The organism is Arthrobacter sp. ZGTC131 (assembly GCF_002929275.1).
Lineage (GTDB): Bacteria > Actinomycetota > Actinomycetes > Actinomycetales > Micrococcaceae > Arthrobacter.
This window is the reverse complement of the sequence record NZ_PJIK01000009.1, coordinates 178,677-199,588: the sequence shown is the minus strand read 5'-3', so window position 1 is coordinate 199,588 and position 20,912 is coordinate 178,677. Positions and strand designations below refer to the sequence as shown.

16 protein-coding genes and 2 pseudogenes are annotated in these 20,912 nt (G+C 65.5%); 8 read left to right on the top strand and 10 right to left on the bottom strand.

Annotation, left to right across the window (positions count from 1 at the left end; all coding sequences use genetic code 11):
• Positions 1-247: 247 nt before the first annotated feature.
• Positions 248-757, bottom strand: a pseudogene (locus tag CXQ90_RS13235) (putative protein N(5)-glutamine methyltransferase); the annotation flags it as partial.
• A 255-nt stretch (positions 758-1,012) separates the two neighbouring features.
• Positions 1,013-1,285: pseudogene (locus tag CXQ90_RS22970) on the bottom strand (putative protein N(5)-glutamine methyltransferase); the annotation flags it as partial.
• Between the two features lie 222 nt (positions 1,286-1,507).
• Here CXQ90_RS22970 and CXQ90_RS13225 point away from each other — a divergent pair.
• Entirely contained in the window at positions 1,508-2,620 is a 1,113-nt protein-coding gene (locus CXQ90_RS13225) for a beta-propeller fold lactonase family protein (RefSeq protein ID WP_181038554.1), read from the top strand.
• A gap of 192 nt (positions 2,621-2,812) precedes the next feature.
• The gene (locus tag CXQ90_RS13220; RefSeq protein ID WP_104139734.1) at positions 2,813-5,638 is read left to right on the top strand and encodes an alpha-amylase family glycosyl hydrolase; all 2,826 of its coding nucleotides are present in this window, start codon (positions 2,813-2,815) and stop codon (positions 5,636-5,638) included.
• A 4-nt stretch (positions 5,639-5,642) separates the two neighbouring features.
• Here CXQ90_RS13220 and malQ read toward each other — a convergent pair whose 3' ends face one another.
• Positions 5,643-7,817, bottom strand: coding sequence for a 4-alpha-glucanotransferase (gene malQ / locus CXQ90_RS13215; protein WP_104139732.1), 2,175 nt, complete (start codon positions 7,815-7,817; stop codon positions 5,643-5,645).
• A 449-nt stretch (positions 7,818-8,266) separates the two neighbouring features.
• Here malQ and CXQ90_RS13210 point away from each other — a divergent pair, with 449 nt between their 5' ends.
• Entirely contained in the window at positions 8,267-8,581 is a 315-nt protein-coding gene (locus CXQ90_RS13210; protein WP_104139731.1) for a hypothetical protein, read from the top strand.
• Between the two features lie 13 nt (positions 8,582-8,594).
• Here the strand turns inward: CXQ90_RS13210 and CXQ90_RS13205 are convergent, their stop codons facing one another.
• Entirely contained in the window at positions 8,595-8,933 is a 339-nt protein-coding gene (locus CXQ90_RS13205; RefSeq protein ID WP_104139729.1) for a hypothetical protein, read from the bottom strand.
• Between the two features lie 272 nt (positions 8,934-9,205).
• Between CXQ90_RS13205 and CXQ90_RS13200 the strand changes: the two genes are divergently transcribed.
• The gene (locus tag CXQ90_RS13200) at positions 9,206-11,824 is read left to right on the top strand and encodes a GH32 C-terminal domain-containing protein (protein ID WP_104139756.1); all 2,619 of its coding nucleotides are present in this window, start codon (positions 9,206-9,208) and stop codon (positions 11,822-11,824) included.
• A gap of 189 nt (positions 11,825-12,013) precedes the next feature.
• On the opposite strand, the gene CXQ90_RS13195 is transcribed toward CXQ90_RS13200, so the two are convergent.
• Positions 12,014-12,307 (bottom strand): putative quinol monooxygenase, encoded by a 294-nt coding sequence (locus tag CXQ90_RS13195; protein ID WP_104139728.1) that lies wholly within the window; start codon positions 12,305-12,307, stop codon positions 12,014-12,016.
• Between the two features lie 79 nt (positions 12,308-12,386).
• Positions 12,387-13,385: a LacI family DNA-binding transcriptional regulator gene (locus CXQ90_RS13190; RefSeq protein ID WP_104139755.1), complete on the bottom strand. Its 999-nt coding sequence runs from the start codon at positions 13,383-13,385 to the stop codon at positions 12,387-12,389.
• A 164-nt stretch (positions 13,386-13,549) separates the two neighbouring features.
• Here CXQ90_RS13190 and CXQ90_RS13185 point away from each other — a divergent pair, with 164 nt between their 5' ends.
• The 4 genes from CXQ90_RS13185 (at position 13,550) to CXQ90_RS13170 (ending at position 17,722) form a co-directional block, all read left to right on the top strand.
• Positions 13,550-14,668 carry a substrate-binding domain-containing protein gene (locus CXQ90_RS13185; protein WP_104139726.1) on the top strand — a complete coding sequence of 373 codons (1,119 nt, stop codon included), beginning with the start codon at positions 13,550-13,552 and terminating at the stop codon, positions 14,666-14,668.
• Positions 14,669-14,807: 139 nt separating this feature from the next.
• Complete coding sequence (locus CXQ90_RS13180) at positions 14,808-15,854, top strand: ABC transporter permease (protein WP_104139725.1); 1,047 nt, start codon at positions 14,808-14,810, stop codon at positions 15,852-15,854.
• Entirely contained in the window at positions 15,851-16,645 is a 795-nt protein-coding gene (locus CXQ90_RS13175) for an ATP-binding cassette domain-containing protein (RefSeq protein ID WP_104139723.1), read from the top strand. The genes CXQ90_RS13180 and CXQ90_RS13175 overlap by 4 nt, the downstream gene beginning before the upstream one ends.
• 117 nt (positions 16,646-16,762) lie before the next feature.
• On the top strand, positions 16,763-17,722 hold the full coding sequence (locus CXQ90_RS13170; protein WP_104139722.1) for a carbohydrate kinase: 960 nt from the start codon (positions 16,763-16,765) through the stop codon (positions 17,720-17,722).
• Between the two features lie 16 nt (positions 17,723-17,738).
• On the opposite strand, the gene CXQ90_RS13165 is transcribed toward CXQ90_RS13170, so the two are convergent.
• The 4 genes from CXQ90_RS13165 to ureG form a co-directional block, all read right to left on the bottom strand.
• A complete protein-coding gene (locus CXQ90_RS13165; protein WP_181038553.1) occupies positions 17,739-18,323 on the bottom strand; it encodes an HhH-GPD-type base excision DNA repair protein in 585 nt (194 codons plus the stop codon).
• A 32-nt stretch (positions 18,324-18,355) separates the two neighbouring features.
• Positions 18,356-19,399, bottom strand: a complete 1,044-nt coding sequence (locus CXQ90_RS13160; protein WP_104139720.1) for a HoxN/HupN/NixA family nickel/cobalt transporter — start codon at positions 19,397-19,399, stop codon at positions 18,356-18,358.
• Positions 19,399-20,184 (bottom strand): urease accessory protein UreD, encoded by a 786-nt coding sequence (locus tag CXQ90_RS13155; RefSeq protein ID WP_258064526.1) that lies wholly within the window; start codon positions 20,182-20,184, stop codon positions 19,399-19,401. The genes CXQ90_RS13160 and CXQ90_RS13155 overlap by 1 nt, the downstream gene beginning before the upstream one ends.
• 107 nt (positions 20,185-20,291) lie before the next feature.
• On the bottom strand, positions 20,292-20,909 hold the full coding sequence (gene ureG / locus CXQ90_RS13150) for an urease accessory protein UreG (protein WP_104139717.1): 618 nt from the start codon (positions 20,907-20,909) through the stop codon (positions 20,292-20,294).
• Positions 20,910-20,912 lie beyond the last annotated feature (3 nt).

Below are 20,912 nucleotides of genomic sequence, written 5' to 3'. Positions count from 1 at the left end.
CACAAAGAACAATGGACCATCCACATGCGATCAGGCATCCCCTGGTTCATCCCGCCACCCCACATCGACCCCCGCCAGGTACCGCGGAGAAACCACCAACTCCGAAACTGACCACCCGGCCCGGAAACGCAAGGTAGCGCACACCACAGCGCCCAAGCCACCACCGTCGGCGCATGTGCAGGGGCACCGTGGAAACATCCCAGCCGGAACGTAGCCAGACAGCCAGCTGACTAGCTGCCGCGCCCAGCTACCTCCGCCCGATGACCACCGTCGCGTCCAGTTCCTCCGAACGGGCAATGCGGGGCGTCAGTCCGCTCCGGGTCATGGCCGCTGCGGTCTGGCTGGCCTGACGGCGGCTTGTTTCAATGAGCAGGTGCCCGCCAGTCCGGAGCCATGCAGAGGCCTGCGCGATAACCCTTCGCTGAACGTCGAGTCCGTCGGGCCCTCCATCGAGCGAGACCCGGGGTTCGTGCACCCGGGCTTCGTGGGGCATGCTGCAGATGGAGGCAGTGGGCACATATGGCGCGTTGACCGCCAGAAGGTCGACGCGGCCTTTCACCCTCGGCGGCAGCGCCGCGTAGAGATCTCCCTCATGGACGTGGCCACCTGCCGGGACAACGTTCCGGCGGGCGCAGCGCACTGCGGAGGGATCGACGTCGGCGGCATGCAACTCGATGCCCGTAAGTGCCGCAGCCAGCGCGGTAGCCACCGCGCCCGAGCCACAGCAGAGGTCCACGACAATCCGCTCTGGTCGCGCCGTCATTGTCGTGGACCTGGCCCCGGCTCCGGCCGGCACCGCAACCTTTTCGGCGCCGGCAGAGGAGGCGAAATCCGCGCGAACCGACGAGATCGCCGGCTGAAGCCCCGCCGGACTGGCCGGCTCCTCGGGCACCATGGTGTGCGCCCTGAAGCGTGTAGGAGCCGCGGCCGGGGCGGCTGATTGAGTGACTTCTGAATGTGGGTCGGCTGGATATGGGTTAGCAACACCGGGACCGGGGTACCGCCTCGCAAGCAGCGCCGCCGCCTCGCTAACCAGGAATTCCGTGCGACGACGCGGTACGAAGACTCCCGAATCCACTGCGATCCGCAGACCGCAGAACTCGGCCCAGCCAAGGATATGTTCAAGCGGAAACCCGCCAACTCGCCGCTCGACCGCCGCGGCCAACTCACTTGGGGGGAAGGGTGCGGCTAAAAGGAGATCGGCCTCGTCTTCGGCGAAGACACAGCCCGCGGCACGGAGCCGGGCGATAACAGTGGAACGGGTCAAAGAGGGGTGAACAGGCATGAGTGCGTCCTTCGGTTGAACGATGGGCGCTCCGTGCATCGACTAGCCCCGAAGGTCCGGTGGGCAGCGGACAGGGAGAACCCAGGCTGGCATAGCGTGAATCGTTCTCACCTCCCGGAGTCTTCAAAGCCGCGTCTTCAAAAGCGGTTCAGGGCTCGAGCAAGCCCGCAAAAGTCCATGCTATCTGACGCCAATCGCGGCAATTCTTGGCAGGATGGGACGATGACCCGCAGCGAAAATCACACGCTCATCTGGACCGGCTCGTACACAGCGGACAGTGGAGGCCACGGGGCCGGCATCGGAGCCGTCTTGACCAATCCTGATGGGACACTCACCTGGCTGGGCACGGCTACAAAGGCGGACTCGCCGTCGTTCGTTGCCGTCCACCCGTCGCTTCCCATGGTCTATGCCGTCGGCGAGACTGCCACAACCGTCCAGGCCTACCGCCGCCGGGGCGAATTCGGGCTCGAGGCGGCTGGTGATCCGTGGGCCGCCGGCGAGGCTGCGTGCCACGTTGCCGTCGATCCGGAGGGCAGGTTCCTGATAGTTGCCTGTTGGGGCGACGGCCAAGTGCTGCTCTACGAGTTGGATGCCGAGGGCGGCATCACGGCCCGCTATTCGGCGGAGCCGTCGGTGGACCCCCACGGTGACGCAAACACTGCCGACGGCGGCCGTCCGAGTCGCGCCCACGCCAGCCTGATGCTGGCCGACGGCAGGATCATGACGACGGATCTGGGCCATGACCTACTGCGCGTATGGCACTACATTCCGGGGACCGGCCTTGCACCGGACCACGAGGTGGTGCTTCCAAAGGGCAGCGGCCCCCGGCACCTCGTGCAGCATCCCGGCGGAACGGTGTTCGTGGTGTCCGAGTATTCGATCGAGGTCTTCGCTGTACGGGCGGCATCGGATACAGGGCAGTTTTCGCATCAAGAGAAGTTCGAGCTAGTCGGACGTGGTCCGGCAACGTCAGGCGGCGTGCAGGATGGTGACTCGGCGGCCGAGATTGCTCTCTCCCCCGACGGCAGGCACGCCTATGTGGGCGTGCGCGGCTCCAACCGGATCAGTGTGCTCCGGATGGAGGCCGACTCAACTGACAGCACGACCTCGGGCGCAGCCGGCCGCACAGCCGGGCAGCTCCGGCCGCTGGCAGACTACCCAAGCGGAGGGGACTGGCCGCGGCACCACCTGGTCCGCAATGGCTGGCTTCATGTGGCCCACGAGCGCTCCCACGATGTGACCACATTCCGCCTGGATCCTGAAACCGGGATGCCCGGAGATGTGCACCACCGGCTCGTTGCGGGTTCCCCAACGGCCCTGATTGTGGCAAGCTAAGCCACAAATCGACAAGCCCAATACAGGATCCGTCATTCGCAATACACCTGCTTGACAGCAAGGCACGCGACTGCCGTGTTTCCGCGGCCTGGACATGTCGACCGGCAACACAGTCAGACCCGACAACCAGACAAGGCAGACCGGGACACATCGGCCCGGCAGAGCAGCGTCGCTTCGCGGAAGGCCCCAGCCATGTTCAATAATCCCCTCTGGAAATCCTTGCGCCGCGGCGGCTTCCGGGCCGGCAAGTCCGCCCACAACGTCTCCTTGCGCACCTCCGCAGCGGCGGCGGCCTCCCTGCTCCTGCTGGCAACCGCCGCCCCACCAACCCAGGCGGCACCGGGAAGGGGACCGGGCGCGCCATCAGGCGACCAGTCGCCGTCGGGCGTTCATTCCCTGCGGGCGCCGGTGACTGACGAGAACTTCTACTTCGTCATGGCGGACAGGTTCAGCAACGGGAACACAGCCAACGACGACGGCGGCCTCGGCTCGGATCCGATGGTCTCCGGCTTCGATCCGCAGCGCAAAGGTTTTTACAACGGCGGCGACCTGAACGGGCTGCTGGACAAGATCGACTACATCCAAGGCCTCGGGACCACGTCCATCTGGCTGACGCCCAGCTTCAAGAACAAAGCCGTTCAACCGGAGGACAACTCCGCCGGCTACCACGGGTACTGGGTCACGGACTTCACACAGATCGATCCCCACTTGGGTACCAACGCGGAACTGAAGGCGCTCATCGACGAGGCCCATTCGCGCGGAATGAAGGTGTACTTCGACATCATCACCAACCACACGGCGGACGTCATCGGGTACAAGGAAGGCGCCCGCACCGGCTACGTGTCAAAGGACAAGGAGCCCTACCGCACGGCCGCAGGGGAGGTCTTCGATGACCGTGACTTCGCCGGCCATGCGGACTTCCCAAAGCTCGATGCAAAGCTGTCCTTCCCCTATACGCCGGTGCTCGACCCGGCTGAGAAGTACCTGAAGGTTCCAGCCTGGCTGAACGATCCCACGCTGTACCACAACCGCGGGGACACCACCTTTGCCGGCGAAAACTCCTACTACGGGGACTTCTTCGGCCTGGACGACCTGTTCACCGAGCACCCCAAGGTGGTGGACGGCATGAAGGACGTCTATCAGACGTGGATCCGGGATTTCGGTGTTGACGGCTTCCGGATCGACACGATGAAACACGTGAACGACGAGTTCTGGCAAGAGTTCGGCCCCGACGTCCTCAGCTACGCGAAGGAGCAGGGCAAGGACGAATTCTTCATGTTCGGCGAAGTCTTCGACACGTCCAAGAGCTTCACTTCGCAGTTCACCACCCGCAACGGCATGCAGGCCGTGCTGGACTTCCCGTTCCAGGACGCCGCCCGCAATTTTGCCTCCCGAAGCCAGGACGCCAGGCAGCTCGAGACCTTCTTCGCCGGGGACGACTGGTACACCGACGCCGATTCCAACGTGTACCAACTGCCCACTTTCCTGGGCAACCACGACATGGGCCGGATCGGCAGCTTCATCAGCTCGGACAACCCGGATTCAAACGACGCCGAACGCGTGGCCCGTGACGAATTGGCCCACGAGCTGATGTACTTCTCCCGCGGCAACCCGGTGATCTACTACGGTGACGAGCAGGGCTTCACCGGCCCCGGCGGGGATCAGGACGCGCGCCAAACGCTTTTCGCGAGCAAGGTGACTGAGTATCTCGACGACGACCTGCTCGGCACTGACGCCACCCATGCCTCAGACCACTTCAACACCGGGCACCCGCTCTACGGGAAGATCAGCGAACTGGCGCAACTGACCAAGGATCATCCCGCCCTCCGCGACGGCGCCCACCAGCACCGGTACGCAGCGGACGGCCCCGGCATCTACGCGTTTTCCCGCATCTACGCGCAGGACCAGCGGGAGTACGTGGTGGCGCTGAATAACAGCGAACAGCCTAAGACGGCGGCTATCCCCACCTACATCGCGAAACGCAACTACAGCCTCGTCTATGGGGATGCAGCTGCCAAATCCAAGAGTTCCTCGGACGGCAGGCTGACCGTTACGGTTCCGCCGCTGTCAGCGGTCATCTACCAGTCATCGGGCCGGATTCCGAAATCCAAAGCCGCACCAGCTGTATCACTTCAGGCCCCTGTCCCCGCGGCGGCCAGCGCCACCTCCCAGGGCGATAACGGCAGGATGCAGGTGACGGCCGACGTCGCCGGTACTTCGTTCTACGAGGTCACGTTCGAGGCGAAGACGGCCGGCGGCCAGTGGGAGCCCATCGGCACGGATGACACCGCCCCCTACCGTGTCTTCCACGACATCGCAGCGCTCAATCCGGGCGCCACGGTGGAGTACCGCGCCGTGGCACTGGATAACGCGGGCCACACATCGGTCAGCAGCGCACGGGCCGCGACGGTTCCGGCGCCCGTGCTCACCATTCGGCAGCCTGCGGAAGGCAGCACGGTCCAAGGGAACGTGGACGTGGTCGCCACGGCGGATCCGGAAAAGGCCGGCCATGTGGTGGGCTTTGAACGGAGCGTGGCCGGGGGACCCTGGACGGCCGTCGGCAAGCCCGATGGCTCTTCGCCCGCCTACACCGTGGCTGACAATCTGGCCCCGCTGAACCTGGCTGACGGCACAGAGGTGCGTTACCGGGCCGCGATGGCAGGCCCCGGATTCAACGTGGTTAGCGGCGTGCGGACCGTCCTGGTCGGAGCCGCACCTCAACCTGAATCGGTCACGGTGGCCGGCAGCCTCAACAGCGAAATGGGCTGCCCGGAAGATTGGCAACCAGCGTGCGAGTCGGCCTTCATGACGCTGGACCCGGTCAGCCGCACCTGGAATCTGACCGCGGACCTTCCCCCGGGCCAGTACGAGTTCAAGGCGGCCATCAACGGTTTGTGGGACGAGAATTACGGCCAGGACGGCGTGCCCAACGGGTCCAACATCCGGTTGGACCACGACGGCGGTCCGGTCACCTTCAGGTACGACCACACCACGCACGTGGTTACTGCACAGAGCTGAGGACCTAGCCGCGGAGAGACCTGTCCACGGCCGCCAGTAGCGAGTTGAAGCGCTCGTTTTCCTCCAGGCTGTCGATCAGGACGGATTCGCCATCGGAATCTGCCAGCGGCACCTGCCAGTTGGGGTACTGGGCCGACGTGGTCCCGGGCTGGTTCTGGACGCGGCGCTCACCCACGGCGTCCACGAGCGCCACACCGAGCAGGACCGACGGGGACTGCGCGAGCAAGCGGTGCAGGGCCTCGACCCTTTCCTGCTCGGTACCCGGCTCGTCGGCGGGGAGGAGGCCGCGGTGCCGGAGCAGGGCCATCATTTTCTCCAGCTTGGCGTTGTGTTCCAGGCGTTCTTCCTCCGCGGACCGCTCCAGGAGCCCCAGGCCGTTCCGCAGGGTGACGTGGTCCCCGGCGAGATAGCCCGCTGTCGGCGGGAGGTCGTGCGTGTTCACGCTGGAGAGCGCCTGCACACGGTACTGTTCCGGCGCAAGCGGGGCGTCGCCGTCGTTCTCAAACCACAGAATGGAGGTGCCCAGAATGCCCCGCGAGGCAAGGTAATCGCGGACCCACGGCTCGAAGGTGCCCAGATCCTCCCCGATTACCACGGCTCCGGCGCGCTGCGCCTCCAGCGCGAGGATGCCGATCATGGCGTCGTGGTCCAGGCGGACGTAGGCACCGTCCGCAGGTGAATTGCCCGCCGGCACCCACCAGAGCCGGAAAAACCCGAGAATGTGGTCCACCCGGATCCCGCCCGAATGCTGCAGCACGGTAGCCAGCATCTCCCGGAACGGCTGGTAGCCCGCCTCAGCCAGGCGCGTGGGATGCCAAGGCGGCTGGTGCCAGTCCTGCCCCAACTGGTTGTACATGTCCGGCGGGGCCCCCACGCTGACACCGGAGGCGAGGACTCCGCGCAGCGCCCAGGCGTCGGAGCTTTGGAGGTCGGCCCCGACGGCAAGGTCATGGACGACGCCGAGACGCATGCCTGCCCGCCTGGCCGTAGCCTGGGCCGACTCGAGCTGTTCATCGCAGAGCCACTGCAGCCACCGGTGGAAGTCGATCCGTTCCGCCAGTTCGCCCCGCAGCCTTTCGAGCAGCGGCGATCCGAGCGCCGCCGCAGGATCTGTCCAAAACGGGTCATCGGCGTCGAGGTCCTCCCGCACCGCACACCAGAGGGCGAAGTCGTCCAGACCCGCACCCGCCGCACGGCAAAAGTCCTCAAACGCCCGCTGGCGGGACGGTGAACGGCGTGCTTGATAGAGCAGTTCCAGCGCTGCCAGCTTGGCGCTATACGCCCTGTCCCGGTCCAGCCGGGTGGTGTCCTTGTTCAGCTGCCGCGCCTGCTTCCTGAGGCTGCGAATAACACCTTGCAGCTTCGGTTTCAGGTAGGCCAGCTCCGGAATCGCTTCGATCCTGAGGTAGAGCGGGTTGAAGAAGCGCCGGGTGGACGGCGAGTACGGGGAGGGCTCCATCGGCGGCGCGGGTTCGGCCGCATGCAGGGGGTTCACCAGCACGTAGTCGGCGCCGTGGGCACCGGCGAGCGCGGCCAGTTCCGCAAGGTCCGCGAAGTCGCCGATGCCCCACGACCGCTTGGAGCGGACGGAGTACAGCTGCGTGGCGAGACCCCAGCCCCGGCGATCCTCCAACGCAGCGGCCGTGGACAGCCGGGCCGGAACCACCACCAGCGTGGCCTCGGCAACCTTGCCGTCGGACTCAGCCCGCAGCGTGTGCCATCCCAGGCCGGTGTTGTCCGGCATGTCGAACGTGGCCCTGCCCATGGTCACGCCGTCGACGACGCGCGGTTCCACCCAGATGTCCACCTGCGGGGCGATGAGCTCCCGGCCGTCCTCCGTCGAGACAGTCAGCCGGACAGGAGCCCCGTGCGGGACGTGGACCGGCACCAGCGCCGTGGTGCCTTCCTGGACCACGACGGCGGGAGGCAGCATCCGCCGCCAGGGCGCCAACTCCGCATCGGCCAGCGCCTTCTCGATGAGCTGGTCTGTGTGGGCCTCCACGCCCAGGGCGGCCAGTACACGGACCAGGGTGGCCGGCGCCACCTCGTGCGGAAGCCTGTCCCAGCCCTGGTACGTCGTCTCCACCCCGTGAACTTCAGCGAGCCAGTGCAAGAGTTCGGTGCTGACGGAATCGGCGGGTGTTCCGGAAGATGCCTCGTGCTGGCTGGGAGCCTTCATTAATGTCCGCCTCGTCTGCTGTGATCGGCCCGAAATTGCAGTGCTGCCGCTGCGGCCGGCCGCTTCTCAGCGAGGGGCGCAACTGTTGGTTCCGATTATTGCAGGGCGGCGCGGTGCTGGGTCCAGCGCTACGGGCCATGACGCGCATTCCCTAGATGCCATGGGACGTCCGGTCCGGCGGGTCAGACTAGCTCGCAGGAAGCGCAACGATACGGGTACGAAATACAGCATCGCGGGAGAGTTCGTGACAGCGGAACAACAATAGGGACATGGCGTCCCATTCCAGCTGTCGTAAAGGAAGCAGAATTCGGCCATTCTCGATGGTGGCAGTGGTCGGCGCCGCTGTAATGGCCACAGCCGGAGGTTGCACGTCCTCCTCCAGCGGGGAGCCGCCATGTATACCGCCCGCCTATTCGGTAAGCCCATCGAGTGCCAAGCCAGGAGAGACGGTGAAAGTCACAGCGCCTGATGCGGATTGCAATCCCCGCTACGGCGCAAATGCCCGCATTCAAGTCATCGTTACCGACGCCAAGGGGGTCAAGGTTATCAACACAACCTCCCCAATGACTGACGCCGGGGGATTCACCTATAGCTTTGACGTCCCTGATCGCATGGCGGTCGGAGACGCGGAAGTGACCGCCATGCCGTACAACATCGATTGGTGCGACGACACCGGACGGAATAACCGGGCCGCCGGCGAAGCGGGGAAATCGAAGGCGGCGTCATGTGCAATGCCCGTGGAGTCACTCAGCATCACGCGCTAATCATTCCGTGCGGCTACGCTGCGGCGCAGGCCTTCTTCAGCTGGGCGACAGATTCGCTGGGTACTTGGTCTCCGGCCTGCGCAATTTCCTTGAGCGGGGACGTGATCTCGGACGGAACGCCGGCGGTCTCGGCTCCGGCGACGAGTCCGGTCAGCGCTACCTTGTCCGAGGCACTGACCAGTCCGTCCTCCAGCAGGGCGCAGATCTGGCCCTTGACCTGCTCGGCCGCGGCGTTGGCCACGCCGGAGGCCGCCGAGCTGGCCGCGTTCTGCACGGCTTCCTGGGCCTGGCCGCAGCCCGCCAGAAGTACTAGCGCAGGGAGCATGGACAGTGCGAGGAAGGTACGTTTCATACTCCCAGCCTAGCAACCGGCTGAAGGCAGCCTTCGCAGGCCAACCACGAGGCCGGCGGCATCGACCGCCCAGTTTGACAACGGTGTCGAATCGCGTGCTAACGCCATCCGGCCAGTGAATGCTCCAACGCCGCCATATACAACGCGGAATGGACCGTTGACTTGTCTCGTGGACATCACCTAGCGTTCCAGTCACTGACAACGTTGTCTGCGGGAGGACACGCGCGATGAAGGGCGATTTCAGCAATATGAACATCCGAAATTCACGAAAAATGCAGGCAAGCACTGCGCTAACCATGGCGGGTCTCAGCCTTGCCGCGGCGCTGGCCGGGGCAGTACCGGCGCCGGCAGCAGGAACGGTAGGAGACGAGCAACACCGTCCGGCGATCCATTACACGCCGAAACAGAACTGGATGAACGATCCCAACGGGATGGTCTTCCACAAGGGCGTCTACCACCTGTACTACCAGCACAATCCGTCGGGAAACACGTGGGGGAACATGTCCTGGGGCCATGCCACGTCCACGGACCTGGTGCACTGGAAGGAGCAGCCGCTGGCCATCGCCACAGATGACCAGCAGGACATTTTCTCCGGGAGCGTGGTGGTGGACAAGAGCAACTCGTCCGGATTCGGAACGGCCGAGAATCCGCCCATGGTGGCAATCTTCACCAGCGCCTACAAGGACGCCTCACCCTACCGGGGGCTGCAGGCACAGTCACTGGCGTACAGCCTGGACGACGGCCAGACGTGGACGAAGTACAGCGCCAACCCGGTGCTCAACCGCAATTCGGCGAACTTCCGCGACCCCAAGGTGTTCTGGTACGACTCCCCCGGAGGCGGCGGCTACTGGGTGATGACGGCCGTCGAGGCTACGGAGCACAAGGTGGTGCTCTACAAGTCCAGCAACCTCAAGGACTGGACGCCGCTCAGCGAATTCGGTCCGGCCAATGCCACGGGCGGGCTGTGGGAATGCCCCGACCTCTTCCCCCTCGCGGTCGACGGCGATCCATCGAACATCAAGTGGGTCATGGTGGTCAACATCAACCCCGGTGGCGTGGCCGGAGGCTCGGCAGGCCAGTACTTCGTGGGCAGGTTCGACGGCACCACGTTCACTTCCGAGAGCACGAAGGCGAGCGACGCGTTGCCTGCCGGCACTCCCCTTGCGGGCTTCAATGACGCCACCTACAACGGCTGGGCCGTGAATAACGAACCCGGCAACGCGAAGAACGGGCCGTTCGGGGAGGCACCCGCGTCCGGAACCCTGGCAGGTCAGAACACCGTCACCGGCTTCGCCGGCAGCGGCCTGATCAACTCCTTCAACGACCGCGACTGGCCGCTCGGCTCCATCAATTCCCCGGAATTCACCGTGGACAGTGATTACCTCAACTTCCTGGTGGGCGGCGGCCAGCATCCGCGCGTCTCGGACAAGCTGGACAACACGCCGCCGCCCGGCGACCTTCTGTTCAACGGCTTTGAAGCTCCCGACGGTTCCACCATGGCCGACGCCGGCTGGACAGGCACCGGCGATCTCACGCCCGCGTCCCAGCCCGCCACCGCCGGCGGTGACTTCTTCATCGGCGCAAAGCGCATCAACACGTTCGAATCGGGCGGGGCTCCCGGCGACGACAGGCAGGGAACCATGACGTCGCCGTCGTTCCTTCTATCCCGGAACTTCATGAGCATGCTCGTGGGCGGAGGGCACCGCTCCGCGGACTCCGGCCAGCTTCTCGAGGTCCAGCTGCTGGTGAACGGCAACGTGGTGCGCCGCCTCGCGGGCGACGACGCCGGCGCCCTCAACTGGAAGGGCTGGGACGTGTCGGAATTCGCCGGGCAGGAGGCACAACTGCGGATCGTGGACCAGGCAACCGGAGGCTGGGGACACCTCACCCTTGACCACGTGATGCTGACGGACCAGGCCGCCGTTCTCCGCTCCGACGAGACCACCGTAAACCTCGTAGTCGACGGTCAGGTGGTCCGGACGGCCACCGGCGCGAACAGCGAAGTCCTGGACTGGGCATCCTGGAATGTTGCGGAATTCAAGGGCCGGCGGGCCAGCATCAGGGTGGTGGACAACAACCGGTTCGGCTGGGGCCACATTCTTGCCGATGAGTTCGTGGCATCACCCCGGCCGGCAACACCCAGGCTGCAGACCTACGACTGGCTGGATTACGGCCGGGATTACTACGCCTCAGTTTCGTTTGGCAACATGCCCCAGGACAAGCGCATCATGCTCGGCTGGATGAACAACTGGGACTACGCCAACAGCATTCCGACAACACCGTGGCGCAGTGCCATGTCCCTGCCCCGCCAGGTTGCGCTGACCCAGACGGCAAGCGGGCCGCGCCTCACGCAGAAAGCCGTCCAGCAGGCGGATGGCCTCGGCACAGGCGTGAGCTATGCGGAGAAGCGGACGCGAAACATCGCCCCCGGTACCCATGCGCTGCCGACGGCTGCCTTCGGGCAGGTGCAGCGGATCGACGTGACACTGGCGCCAGGCACCGCTTCGAAGGCGGGGATCACGGTGCTGGGGAACGGCAGCACCTCAACCGTCATCGGCTATGACAAGGCAGCGGGCGAGCTGTACGTGGACAGGAGCAACTCCGGAGATACCGGTTTCCACCCGCTTTTCGCGTCGGTGGACTCGGCGCCCGTCACGGTGGACGCAAACGGCAACGTGACCCTGCGCATCTACGTCGACCGGTCTTCCGTGGAGGTCTTCGCCCAGAACGGGCTGCGGACCATTACAGACCAGGTCTTCCCGGCGCAGGGGGCAAACCAGGTGGCGCTCTTCGCCGAGGGCGGCACCGCCCAGCTGAAGTCGTTGACCGTGACACCCCTGAGCAACTCCATGTTCGGAACAGCGCAAAAGCCCACTAAGAGCAAGGGCTAAGTCCCCGGGCAGGCCACCGGGGCACGCAGCCCACGGGACACCAGCGAAAGGGCCGGTGCCCGCATGAATCATGCGGGCACCGGCCCTCACTGTTGTCTGGAGAGTCCGGGGTTTCGGCGGCCTGGTGGTTGTGCCGCCTATCGCCGCCCGGTGGCCATTCCGCCTATCGCCGGCCCGACCTGACGCGGGTCAGTGAATTGGCTGGAGCCAGGTCAGCACCGAACCGTCCTCCTCGATGTGGTTCGCCAGCTCCCCGTTGAACGTGGCGCCGTAATCCGCGCTGATGTGCTCCTGGAATGCCGCGGCGTCCTCGTAGACCTCGAACACGAAGTACTCGCGGGGATTGGCTTCCCGGGTGTACGGCAGGAACAGCTGGTTGCCCGGCTCCCTGCGCACCTGCTCGGTCAGTTCGCGCATCATTTCCGCTACGCGGGCTTCGCTGCCGGGTTTCACGGTGAATTCGGCGTACAGCGTTTTGGTCATGGGATTCCCCTCTTGTGGATGATGTGGGCTGTGGATCGAGGTGGGCGGGTTGAACAGTTAGTGGCTGGCCGGATACGGCTCAGCTTGGCGGCCGGATCTCCCCGGATCCCCGCAGAATGAGTTCCGACGGGACGACATACGTCTGCGGGGCCTGCTCGTCGCCGTCGATCCTGGCCAGGAGCCGCTCGGCGGCGAGCTTCCCGATCCGCTCCGGGTGCTGTGCGATGACGGTGACGCCGGGGTCCATCATGTCCGCCAGGGTGAAATCGTCGAACCCCACCAGGGCCACGCGCTTGCTGGCGCCAAGCTCCTTTAGAGCCCGCATGACCCCGAACGTGACGAGGTTCTGGCTGGAGAATATGGCCGTGGGTGCATCCTCCGCCGTGAGCAGCTCCAGTGCTGCCAGGCGCGCCGATTCCTCGTCATGCAGGCCGTCCCGCAGCGGAATCGCGGACGTTGCGATGCCCGCCCGCCCAAGTTCCTCGGTGAAGCCGCGCCGGCGTTCGCGGGCCGTTTGAATATCACCGCGGTCGCCGAGATAGGCAAGCTTCGTGTGGCCCTGCGCGATCAGATGGGCTGCGGCTTTGGCCGCCCCGACGGCGTTGTCCGTCACCACCGCGTCCGCCTCCAGGCCCACCGGTTCGCGGTCAATGAAGACCATGGGCAGGTCGCGCGAATGCTCCGGAATGACGTAGGACTGGCTCTTGGCGATGGGGGTCAGGACCAGCCCGTCCACACGCCGTCCCAGGAACGCGGCGACAAGTGACTTCTCGCGCTCGGGGTCGTCGTCGATGCTGGCGGCAAAGACGGCAATTCCGCGAGGAGCAAGCGTGTCCTCCAACGCGCGGTGGATCTCGCTGCTGAACGGGTTGGCCACGCTGGGCAGCAGGAGCCCGATGGAAAGAGTCTGGCGGCCGGAGCGGCGGAGACTGCCGGCGGCCATGTCCAGCTGGTAATTGAGTTGCTGGGAAGCGCCCAGGACCCGCTGCCGGGTTGCCTCGGACACGCCCGGCTCATCGTTCATCACCCGCGAGACAGTCTTAATCCCAACTCCGGCCAAGGCTGCGACATGGCGCATGGTGGGCCGGTTCTTGGCCGCCTCGGCTTGGTAACGATTAGACATCGTTGTCATAACTTGGTCCTTCATCATCGAATTTATCTTGACTCTACCCTGTGACGTTGATTACATGATGTATGACATCGTTGTCAGGCACGGGAAGTGCCACGAAACCAGGAGATTCAATGTTGAGTTCCAAAGCCCCGCGGACAGTCACCAACCGCATGCTCGCCATCGGCGCAGTCCTGACCCTCGGCACGCTCAGCCTCACCGCCTGCGGCGGAAGTTCCACGGCCACTACGTCTACCGGAAGCTCGTCCGCGGAGAAGGTCGGTGTGTCCCTGATTGTAAAGACCACGTCGAACCCCTTCTTCGTGTCCATGCAGGACGGCGCAAAGAAGGCCGCCGAAGCCGACGGCGTGGACCTGAAGCTCGCGGCCGGCAAGGCAGACGGCGACGAAGAGACCCAGATCCAGGCAATCGAAAACGCAATCTCCAAGGGCGACAAGGGCATCCTGATCACGCCCAACGGCCCGTCCGTGGTGGACGCACTGAAGAAGGCGAAGGACGCGGGCCTCTTCGTCATCGCACTCGACACGCCGCCGGACCCCGCCGATGCGGCCGACATCACGTTCGCCACGGACAACTTCGCCGCGGGTGAGCTGATCGGCAAGTGGACCGCCGCTCAGCTGGCCGGTAAGAAGGCCACCATCGCACTGCTGGACCTGTTCGACGACAAGGTTGTCTCGGTGGACTACAACCGTGACCAGGGCTTCCTCACCGGTCTAGGCGTCGACACTGCCGACAAGAAGAAGAACGGCGACGAAGCCAAGACCGGCAAGTACACGGGTGGCAAGGGCGGCGACTACGAGATCGTGGGCAGCCAGGCGACCCAGGGCGCCGAAGACGGCGGCCGCACCGCCATGGAGACCCTCCTCGCCAAGAACCCGAACGTCAACGTTGTCTACACCATTAACGAGCCTGCCGCGGCCGGCGCCTTCGAGGCACTGAAGGCTGCGGGCAAGGAAAAGGACGTGCTCGTTGTCTCGGTTGACGGCGGCTGCGCCGGCGTCAACAACGTCAAGTCCGGCATCATCGGCGCCACGGCCCAGCAGTACCCGGTCAAGATGGCTGAGATGGGCGTCAAGGCCATCGTTGAGCTCGCCAAGACCGGAAAGAAGCCGGCCAATTCCGAGGGCCTGGACTTCTTCAACACCGGCGTGGAGCTCGTCACGGACAAGGCCGCCGACGGCGTCAAGAGCATCACCACGTCCGAGGCTTCCCAGATCTGCTGGGGCAAGTAACCAGCCTTGGACACCCTCCGCGGGAGGGCGCTGAGCATCGGCACCCTCCCGCGGCGGACAGCAACACAACCGGCGGCCCAAGCCGACGTCCTTCCCAGCAGAACCAGCCCCAGCAGAACCTTGAAGTTCAGGAGCAACCGTGACCCAGCAACAGACAGCAGGCCCGCCCGCAACCGGGCATGCCGACCTGGCCGAGGAATTCCTCGATCGACAGACCCCGCTCAGCCGTATCCGCAACGTCCTCCACCGCTACCCCGCCCTCAGCCCCGCCATCGTGCTGCTCGTCGCGGTAGTGGTCTTCGGGCTCCTCAACGACAGGTTCCTCCGGGTCGAGAACCTATCGCTGATCACCCAGCAGGTCTCGGTGGTGGGAACCCTGGCCATCGCCCAGACACTCATCATCCTGACCGCGGGCATTGACCTTTCGGTGGGCGCCGTCATGATCCTCGGCTCTATGGTGGTGGCGCAGCTGGCCGTCAGCAGCGGCATGCCGGGACCGCTTGCGCTCCTTGCCGGGCTCGTCGTGGGCCTCGCGGCAGGGGCGTTGAACGGCTTCCTGGTGACCAGGTTCAGGCTCCCTCCGTTCATCGTCACTCTGGGCACGCTGAACATCTTCATTGCCCTGACGCTGCTGTACTCCGGCGGCTCGACAGTCCGCGGTTCCAGCATGCCCGGCCTGCTCACCTGGATGGGAAGCACGTTCCCGGTGGGCCCGGTCCGCATCTCCACGGGCGTGGTGATGATGCTCCTGCTCTACATCGCGGTCGCCTTCATTCTCGGGAAGACCGCGTGGGGCCGGCATGTCTACGCAGTGGGCGATGACAAGGAAGCCGCCCGCCTGGCCGGTATTCCGGTCAACCGCGTCCTCATGAGCGTCTACCTCGCGGCGGGGGCAGTGCTCGCGATCGGCGCGTGGATCCAGATCGGCCGCACGAACGCTGCCAGCCCCAACGCGGGGGTGGATCTCAACCTCGACTCCATCACCGCCGTCGTGATTGGCGGGACCAGCCTCTTCGGTGGCCGCGGCTCCGTGTGGGGCTCGCTCCTCGGGGCGCTGATCGTGGGCGTGTTCCGCAACGGCCTGTCACTGGCCGGGCTCGACGTGCTCTACCAGACCCTCGCCGTGGGCGTCCTCATCATCCTCGCTGTGTCCATCGACCAGTGGATCCGAAAGGTGAAATCATGACTGCCACCGAAATCCAGCCCGCCAACACCGAGGTCCGCCAGCCGATCCTGCAGGCCAGGAACCTCGTCAAAACGTTCGGGCGGGTGGTGGGCCTGGACGGCGTCAGCCTTGACCTCTACCCCGGCGAAGTCCTGGCCGTCATCGGCGACAACGGCGCGGGAAAGTCCACACTCATCAAGTGCCTCACCGGCGCCGAGATCCCCGATTCGGGCGAGTTGAAGTTATCCGGGCAGCCGGTCCACTTCAAGCGCCCGCAGGACGCCCGCGCCCACGGCATCGAAACGGTGTACCAGAACCTTGCTGTTTCGCCGGCGCTGGATGTCGCGTCCAACCTGTTCCTGGGCCGCGAGGAACGGCTTCCCGGGCCCCTGGGAAAAATCTTCCGCGTCCTTGACACCAAAGGCATGCGCCGCAAAGCCAAGGAGGAGCTGACCAGGCTCGGTATCTCCACGCTCCAAGACGTGACGGTTCCGGTCGAGAACCTGTCCGGCGGACAGCGCCAAGCCGTCGCCGTGGCCCGTGCCGCTGCGTTCGGATCCAAAGTGGTGGTACTGGATGAGCCGACGGCGGCCCTCGGCGTGCGGGAATCGAACCAGGTCCTGCAGCTGGTCCGGGACCTCCGGGACCGAGGACTGCCCGTCATCCTCATCAGCCACAACATGCCGCACGTGTTTGACGTGGCAGACCGGATCCACATCCAGCGCCTCGGAAAATGCGCGGCCACCATCACGCCCGAGTCGCACAGCATGACCGATGCGGTGGCCATCATGACGGGTGCCGCCACCGCCTAACCGGCCGCCGTTTAGAGCGCCACCGCAATGCCGTTTTACCGCACCACCGCTTTACCCTCCCCAACTCCGTCCGCGGGCCCTAACAGGTCCGCGGACGGCCCCGTGAAAGGCCCCTCCATGCTCAAGACCCATTCCAGCGCAACTCCCCCGGCAACCCCTGATGTCATCGTCATCGGCGAAGCTCTGGTCGACGTCGTCACCTCCCCCGAAGGGACCGTCGAACACCCCGGCGGGTCTCCGGCGAACGTCGCATATGGCCTCGGACGCCTCGGCGTGCGCGCCGCCCTCCTGACTTCCATCGGCGACGACGACCGCGGCGCAGCGATCGAGGCGCACCTGGACGGCGCCGGCGTCGTGCTCCTTCCGGGTTCCAGGACGCCAGGACGGACGGCGTCCGCCACCGCCACCCTGGCCGCCGACGGCTCCGCCAGGTACGAGTTCGACATCCGCTGGGAGCTGCCGCCGGTGGCGCCGGCGTTCCTCCCGAAGGTGCTCCACACCGGCTCGATCGCCACCTTCCTGGCCCCCGGGGCCGCGGCGGTGAAGACGCTCCTGGAACAATCGCACCGTGAATGCGTGGTCACCTACGATCCCAACGTCCGCCCTGCACTCCTGGGCAGCCAGGCCGAGGCCAGGGCCATCTTCGAGGAGCTTGTTCCGCTGACGGACGTGGTTAAGCTCAGCGACGAGGACGCACGGTGGCTCTACCCGGGCCTGCGGCTCGAGGATGCGGCCGCAAGGATCCTCGGCCTGGGCGCCGGGCTCGCCGTGGTCACGTGCGGCTCCGAGGGGTCGCTGCTGGCCACCCCGGCCACGCAACTGCACATCCCGGCCATCAGATCGGTGGTGGCGGACACCATCGGCGCCGGCGACTCCTACATGGCGGCGCTGATCTACGGGCTGCTGGCACGCGGGACCGACGGCTTGGCTCCCGCCGTTCTGGAGACGCTCGGACGCATGGCGTCCAAGGCCGCGGCCATCACGGTCCGCCGGCCGGGCGCCAACCCGCCCACGGCTGACGAGCTGCTCGCCGACCTGCCGGAAGGCGCGGCCGCCCCTGCCGCCGTCGTCGCCTGACTGGGCTAACGCAGCGCTAGTCCCCGGTGTCCTTCGCCGCCTTGGCGGCGGCCTTGGCGGCCTGCTTGCTGGCCCGGACCTTGCTCAGGGACTCCGGATCCACGATGTCGGCAACGGACAGGAACGCATCCTCCTGGCCGTAATGGCCGGCGGCCTGGCGCCAGCCTTCCGCCTGGAGTCCGCACTGCTTGCCGAGGAGCGCCAGGAAGATCTTTGCCTTTTGCTCGCCGAATCCAGGCAAGGCCTTCAGCCGCCGCAGCACCTCCCGGCCGTCGGGGTCACCCTGGGTCCAGATGGCTGTGGCGTCCCCGTTCCAGTCCTGGTGCACGGTTTCAGCGAGTGCCTGGACACGGCCGGCCATGGATCCCGGGAAACGGTGCACGGCGGGGCGCTCCTTGAACACCTCCACGAAGCCCTGGGGGTCGTAGCCGGCGATGGCCGCGGGGTCCATGGATCCGATGCGCGTCCGGATTTTTTCGGGACCGGCAAACGCCGACTCCATGGTCACCTGCTGATCGAGCAGCATGCCGGTGAGCAGTGCAAACGCATCGTCGCTGAGTAATCTGTCGGCCGCCGGGTCCCCTGTGATGTGCAGTTCCATGCGTCCTATCCTCCCACCCGCTCCGGTCCGCGTCAGGGGTGGCCCCGCAGCCGGCCCCGCAAAGACGCGGCGCCCCAAACGGCCAGGAAGGCAGCCACGAGCAGCAGCCCGGCATCACCCAGATCGATGGACGCCAGCCACGCCGTCATCGGATCCCCGAGGCCGAACGCCGCATCGAAAAGTCCGCCCAGGGTGATGATGGCGACGACGAGTGCCGAGAGGGACGAAATGCCCGTAACCACGGCGTTGAAGCCAAGCTTTCGGCTGGGATCATGAATAGCGGACCTGTACATCCGCATCATGGCCACCCCGTTCAACGAATCGCAGAACGTCATTGATGCCGCGAACGCGAACGGCAAGGCCATCAGCGCCAGCGGCGACACCCCGGCGAGGGACGCCGCCGTTGTCATGACCAGTAGCCCGATGGTCGTGGCAGTGTCGAACCCCAGCCCGAACAGGAAGCCGATTGCATAGATGTTGCGCGGATGCTGGACCCGGGATAGCGGCTTAGCCAATAGCCGCGCCACGAAGCCCTTGGCCTCGAGGTCTTCGATGGAGATGCTCGCGCCCGTCCTGGCGCTGCGGTACAGCTGTGCCGTCCGCACGAACGCGGAGCCGTTGAAGATGCCCATCAGCAGCAGAAACAGCCCGGAAACCCCGCTGCCGATCAACCCCAGCACGATGTTGCCCGTGGCGCCCTCCTCCATGAGGCGCCCGACGGCGGTCGAACCGGAAACCACCAGGACGCCGGCCAGGACCACCACGGAGCTGTGCCCCAGGCTGAATGCGAAACCAACGCTGACAGGGTTCCGCCGCTGCGCGACGAACTTTCGCGTGGAGTTGTCGATTGCGGCGATGTGGTCCCAATCGTAGCTGTGCTTGATGCCCGCCACGTAAGCGGTCAGGACCAGCCCCAGGGCCAGCGGCTGGCCGGCATGTGCCGTACCGAGTGCAAGAAGGGAGATGGTGGCGGCGTGCAACGCCACCACAGCACCGAACGTCCACAGCAGCCTGGTGCGCATCGACAGGTGTTCGCGGGTGCGGTACAGGACGGCCAGGTCTGACAGCGTTGTCATCAGTGCTTCCTCAAATTCAGGCGATCCTGACCATTCCAATTGTGACGCAAGAGTGCCGTGCACGCACCCAGCAATCGGGCCAGACCCTCCGTGCTGTTGGCGAGCGAACGCACTATGAGGCCAGTCGTGCCGGCGACGGATTGGGTCAGCGAAATTCCGGTGAAGGCGTCATGGTCCTGGGTCACGGCGTGGAGTTCGTCGGCGAGCGCCTGGTCCACGCGCGGATCCACGACGATCAGCGATCCCAGATGGCTGAAGCCCTCCATGAAGCCCATTCCCGTGACGTCGTCGAGAGGCGGGCGGACCAGCAGGTTGTCGAGCGCCAGCAGTTCAGTGCCTGCGCCGGTGTCCACGTGGATCTCGTTGCGGAGCCGCAGTTCCTCGTACCGGAAGGATGATCCGTCCGGCGACCACCCCGGAGTGACCACCTCGGCCATCATCAGGCTCGACGACGGCCGAACAGTGATGTGCGTGTTCTGCCGGTAGCTGGCCTCCCGGTATGCGATGAGCTGGTCCGGTGCGAGTTCGAGCTGTGCCCCCTCCCCCAGCCGCAGGGTCATCCGCTGCTCGGCAAACGAGCCCGGGGTCCGGTAGATCTTCATCGCCGACTGAGTCGTCAGCAGTAGCTTCGCCCCCGAACCCACCTCCACATCAATGACATAGAGATCCGCGCCAAGATACGCCCCGCCCGGATTCACGATGACATAGCAAACCTGCCCCGAATCATCGAGGTAGTGCGGCCGTAAAACCCTCAAGCCGCCTTGATGGAACTGCCTCGAGGCAATCGATTTCCCGCCGCGTTCAGTGATGAGGAGTTCAAGGCGGCCCCTCTCGGGCCGATCAGCAGGCCCGGGTGAGATGACTGCTTGAGCCGCCTCGGGCGGGCCGCTGCTCATTTCGCCAGGTCGAGCATCAGGACGTCGCGCCGCACCCATTCGATGACGGCGTCGAGGCCTTCGTCCGTTTTCAGGTTGGTGAAGCAGAACGGCTTGGTGCCTCTGAACTCGCGGGAGTCCCGCTCCATGACTGACAGGTCTGCGCCCACGTGCGGTGCGAGGTCGGTCTTGTTGATGATGAAGAGATCGGACTTGATCATGCCTTGGCCGGCCTTGCGCGGGATCTTCTCGCCCTGGGCCACGTCGATGATGTAGATCGAGAAGTCGACCAGTTCCGGGCTGAACGTGGCGGAGAGGTTGTCGCCGCCGGATTCTACGAAGATCACCTGAAGGTCCGGATGACGTTTCTTCAGCTCCTCGATGGCCGCGGTGTTCATGGACGTGTCCTCGCGGATGGCCGTGTGCGGGCAGCCGCCGGTCTCTACGCCGATGATCCGGTCCTCCGGAAGGATTCCGTTTGCGGCCAGGATCTTGGCGTCCTCGATCGTGTAGATGTCGTTCGTGATGGCGGCCATGGAGATTTCGCCGCTCATATGGCGGGTGAGCCGCTCCACGAGCTGCGTCTTGCCGGCGCCAACCGGTCCGCCGACGCCGATCTTGATGGGTTCAGACATTCT

What these genes read in the sequence shown, in the direction of transcription:
- CXQ90_RS13225 (WP_181038554.1), top strand. Translation starts at nt 1,508, where the DNA reads ATGACCCGCAGCGAAAATCACACGCTCATCTGGACCGGCTCGTACACA.
- CXQ90_RS13220 (WP_104139734.1), top strand. Translation starts at nt 2,813, where the DNA reads ATGTTCAATAATCCCCTCTGGAAATCCTTGCGCCGCGGCGGCTTCCGG.
- malQ (WP_104139732.1), bottom strand. Translation starts at nt 7,817, where the DNA reads ATGAAGGCTCCCAGCCAGCACGAGGCATCTTCCGGAACACCCGCCGAT.
- CXQ90_RS13205 (WP_104139729.1), bottom strand. Translation starts at nt 8,933, where the DNA reads ATGAAACGTACCTTCCTCGCACTGTCCATGCTCCCTGCGCTAGTACTT.
- CXQ90_RS13200 (WP_104139756.1), top strand. Translation starts at nt 9,206, where the DNA reads ATGCAGGCAAGCACTGCGCTAACCATGGCGGGTCTCAGCCTTGCCGCG.
- CXQ90_RS13195 (WP_104139728.1), bottom strand. Translation starts at nt 12,307, where the DNA reads ATGACCAAAACGCTGTACGCCGAATTCACCGTGAAACCCGGCAGCGAA.
- CXQ90_RS13190 (WP_104139755.1), bottom strand. Translation starts at nt 13,385, where the DNA reads ATGCGCCATGTCGCAGCCTTGGCCGGAGTTGGGATTAAGACTGTCTCG.
- CXQ90_RS13185 (WP_104139726.1), top strand. Translation starts at nt 13,550, where the DNA reads ATGTTGAGTTCCAAAGCCCCGCGGACAGTCACCAACCGCATGCTCGCC.
- CXQ90_RS13175 (WP_104139723.1), top strand. Translation starts at nt 15,851, where the DNA reads ATGACTGCCACCGAAATCCAGCCCGCCAACACCGAGGTCCGCCAGCCG.
- CXQ90_RS13170 (WP_104139722.1), top strand. Translation starts at nt 16,763, where the DNA reads ATGCTCAAGACCCATTCCAGCGCAACTCCCCCGGCAACCCCTGATGTC.
- CXQ90_RS13165 (WP_181038553.1), bottom strand. Translation starts at nt 18,323, where the DNA reads ATGGAACTGCACATCACAGGGGACCCGGCGGCCGACAGATTACTCAGC.
- CXQ90_RS13160 (WP_104139720.1), bottom strand. Translation starts at nt 19,399, where the DNA reads ATGACAACGCTGTCAGACCTGGCCGTCCTGTACCGCACCCGCGAACAC.
- ureG (WP_104139717.1), bottom strand. Translation starts at nt 20,909, where the DNA reads ATGTCTGAACCCATCAAGATCGGCGTCGGCGGACCGGTTGGCGCCGGC.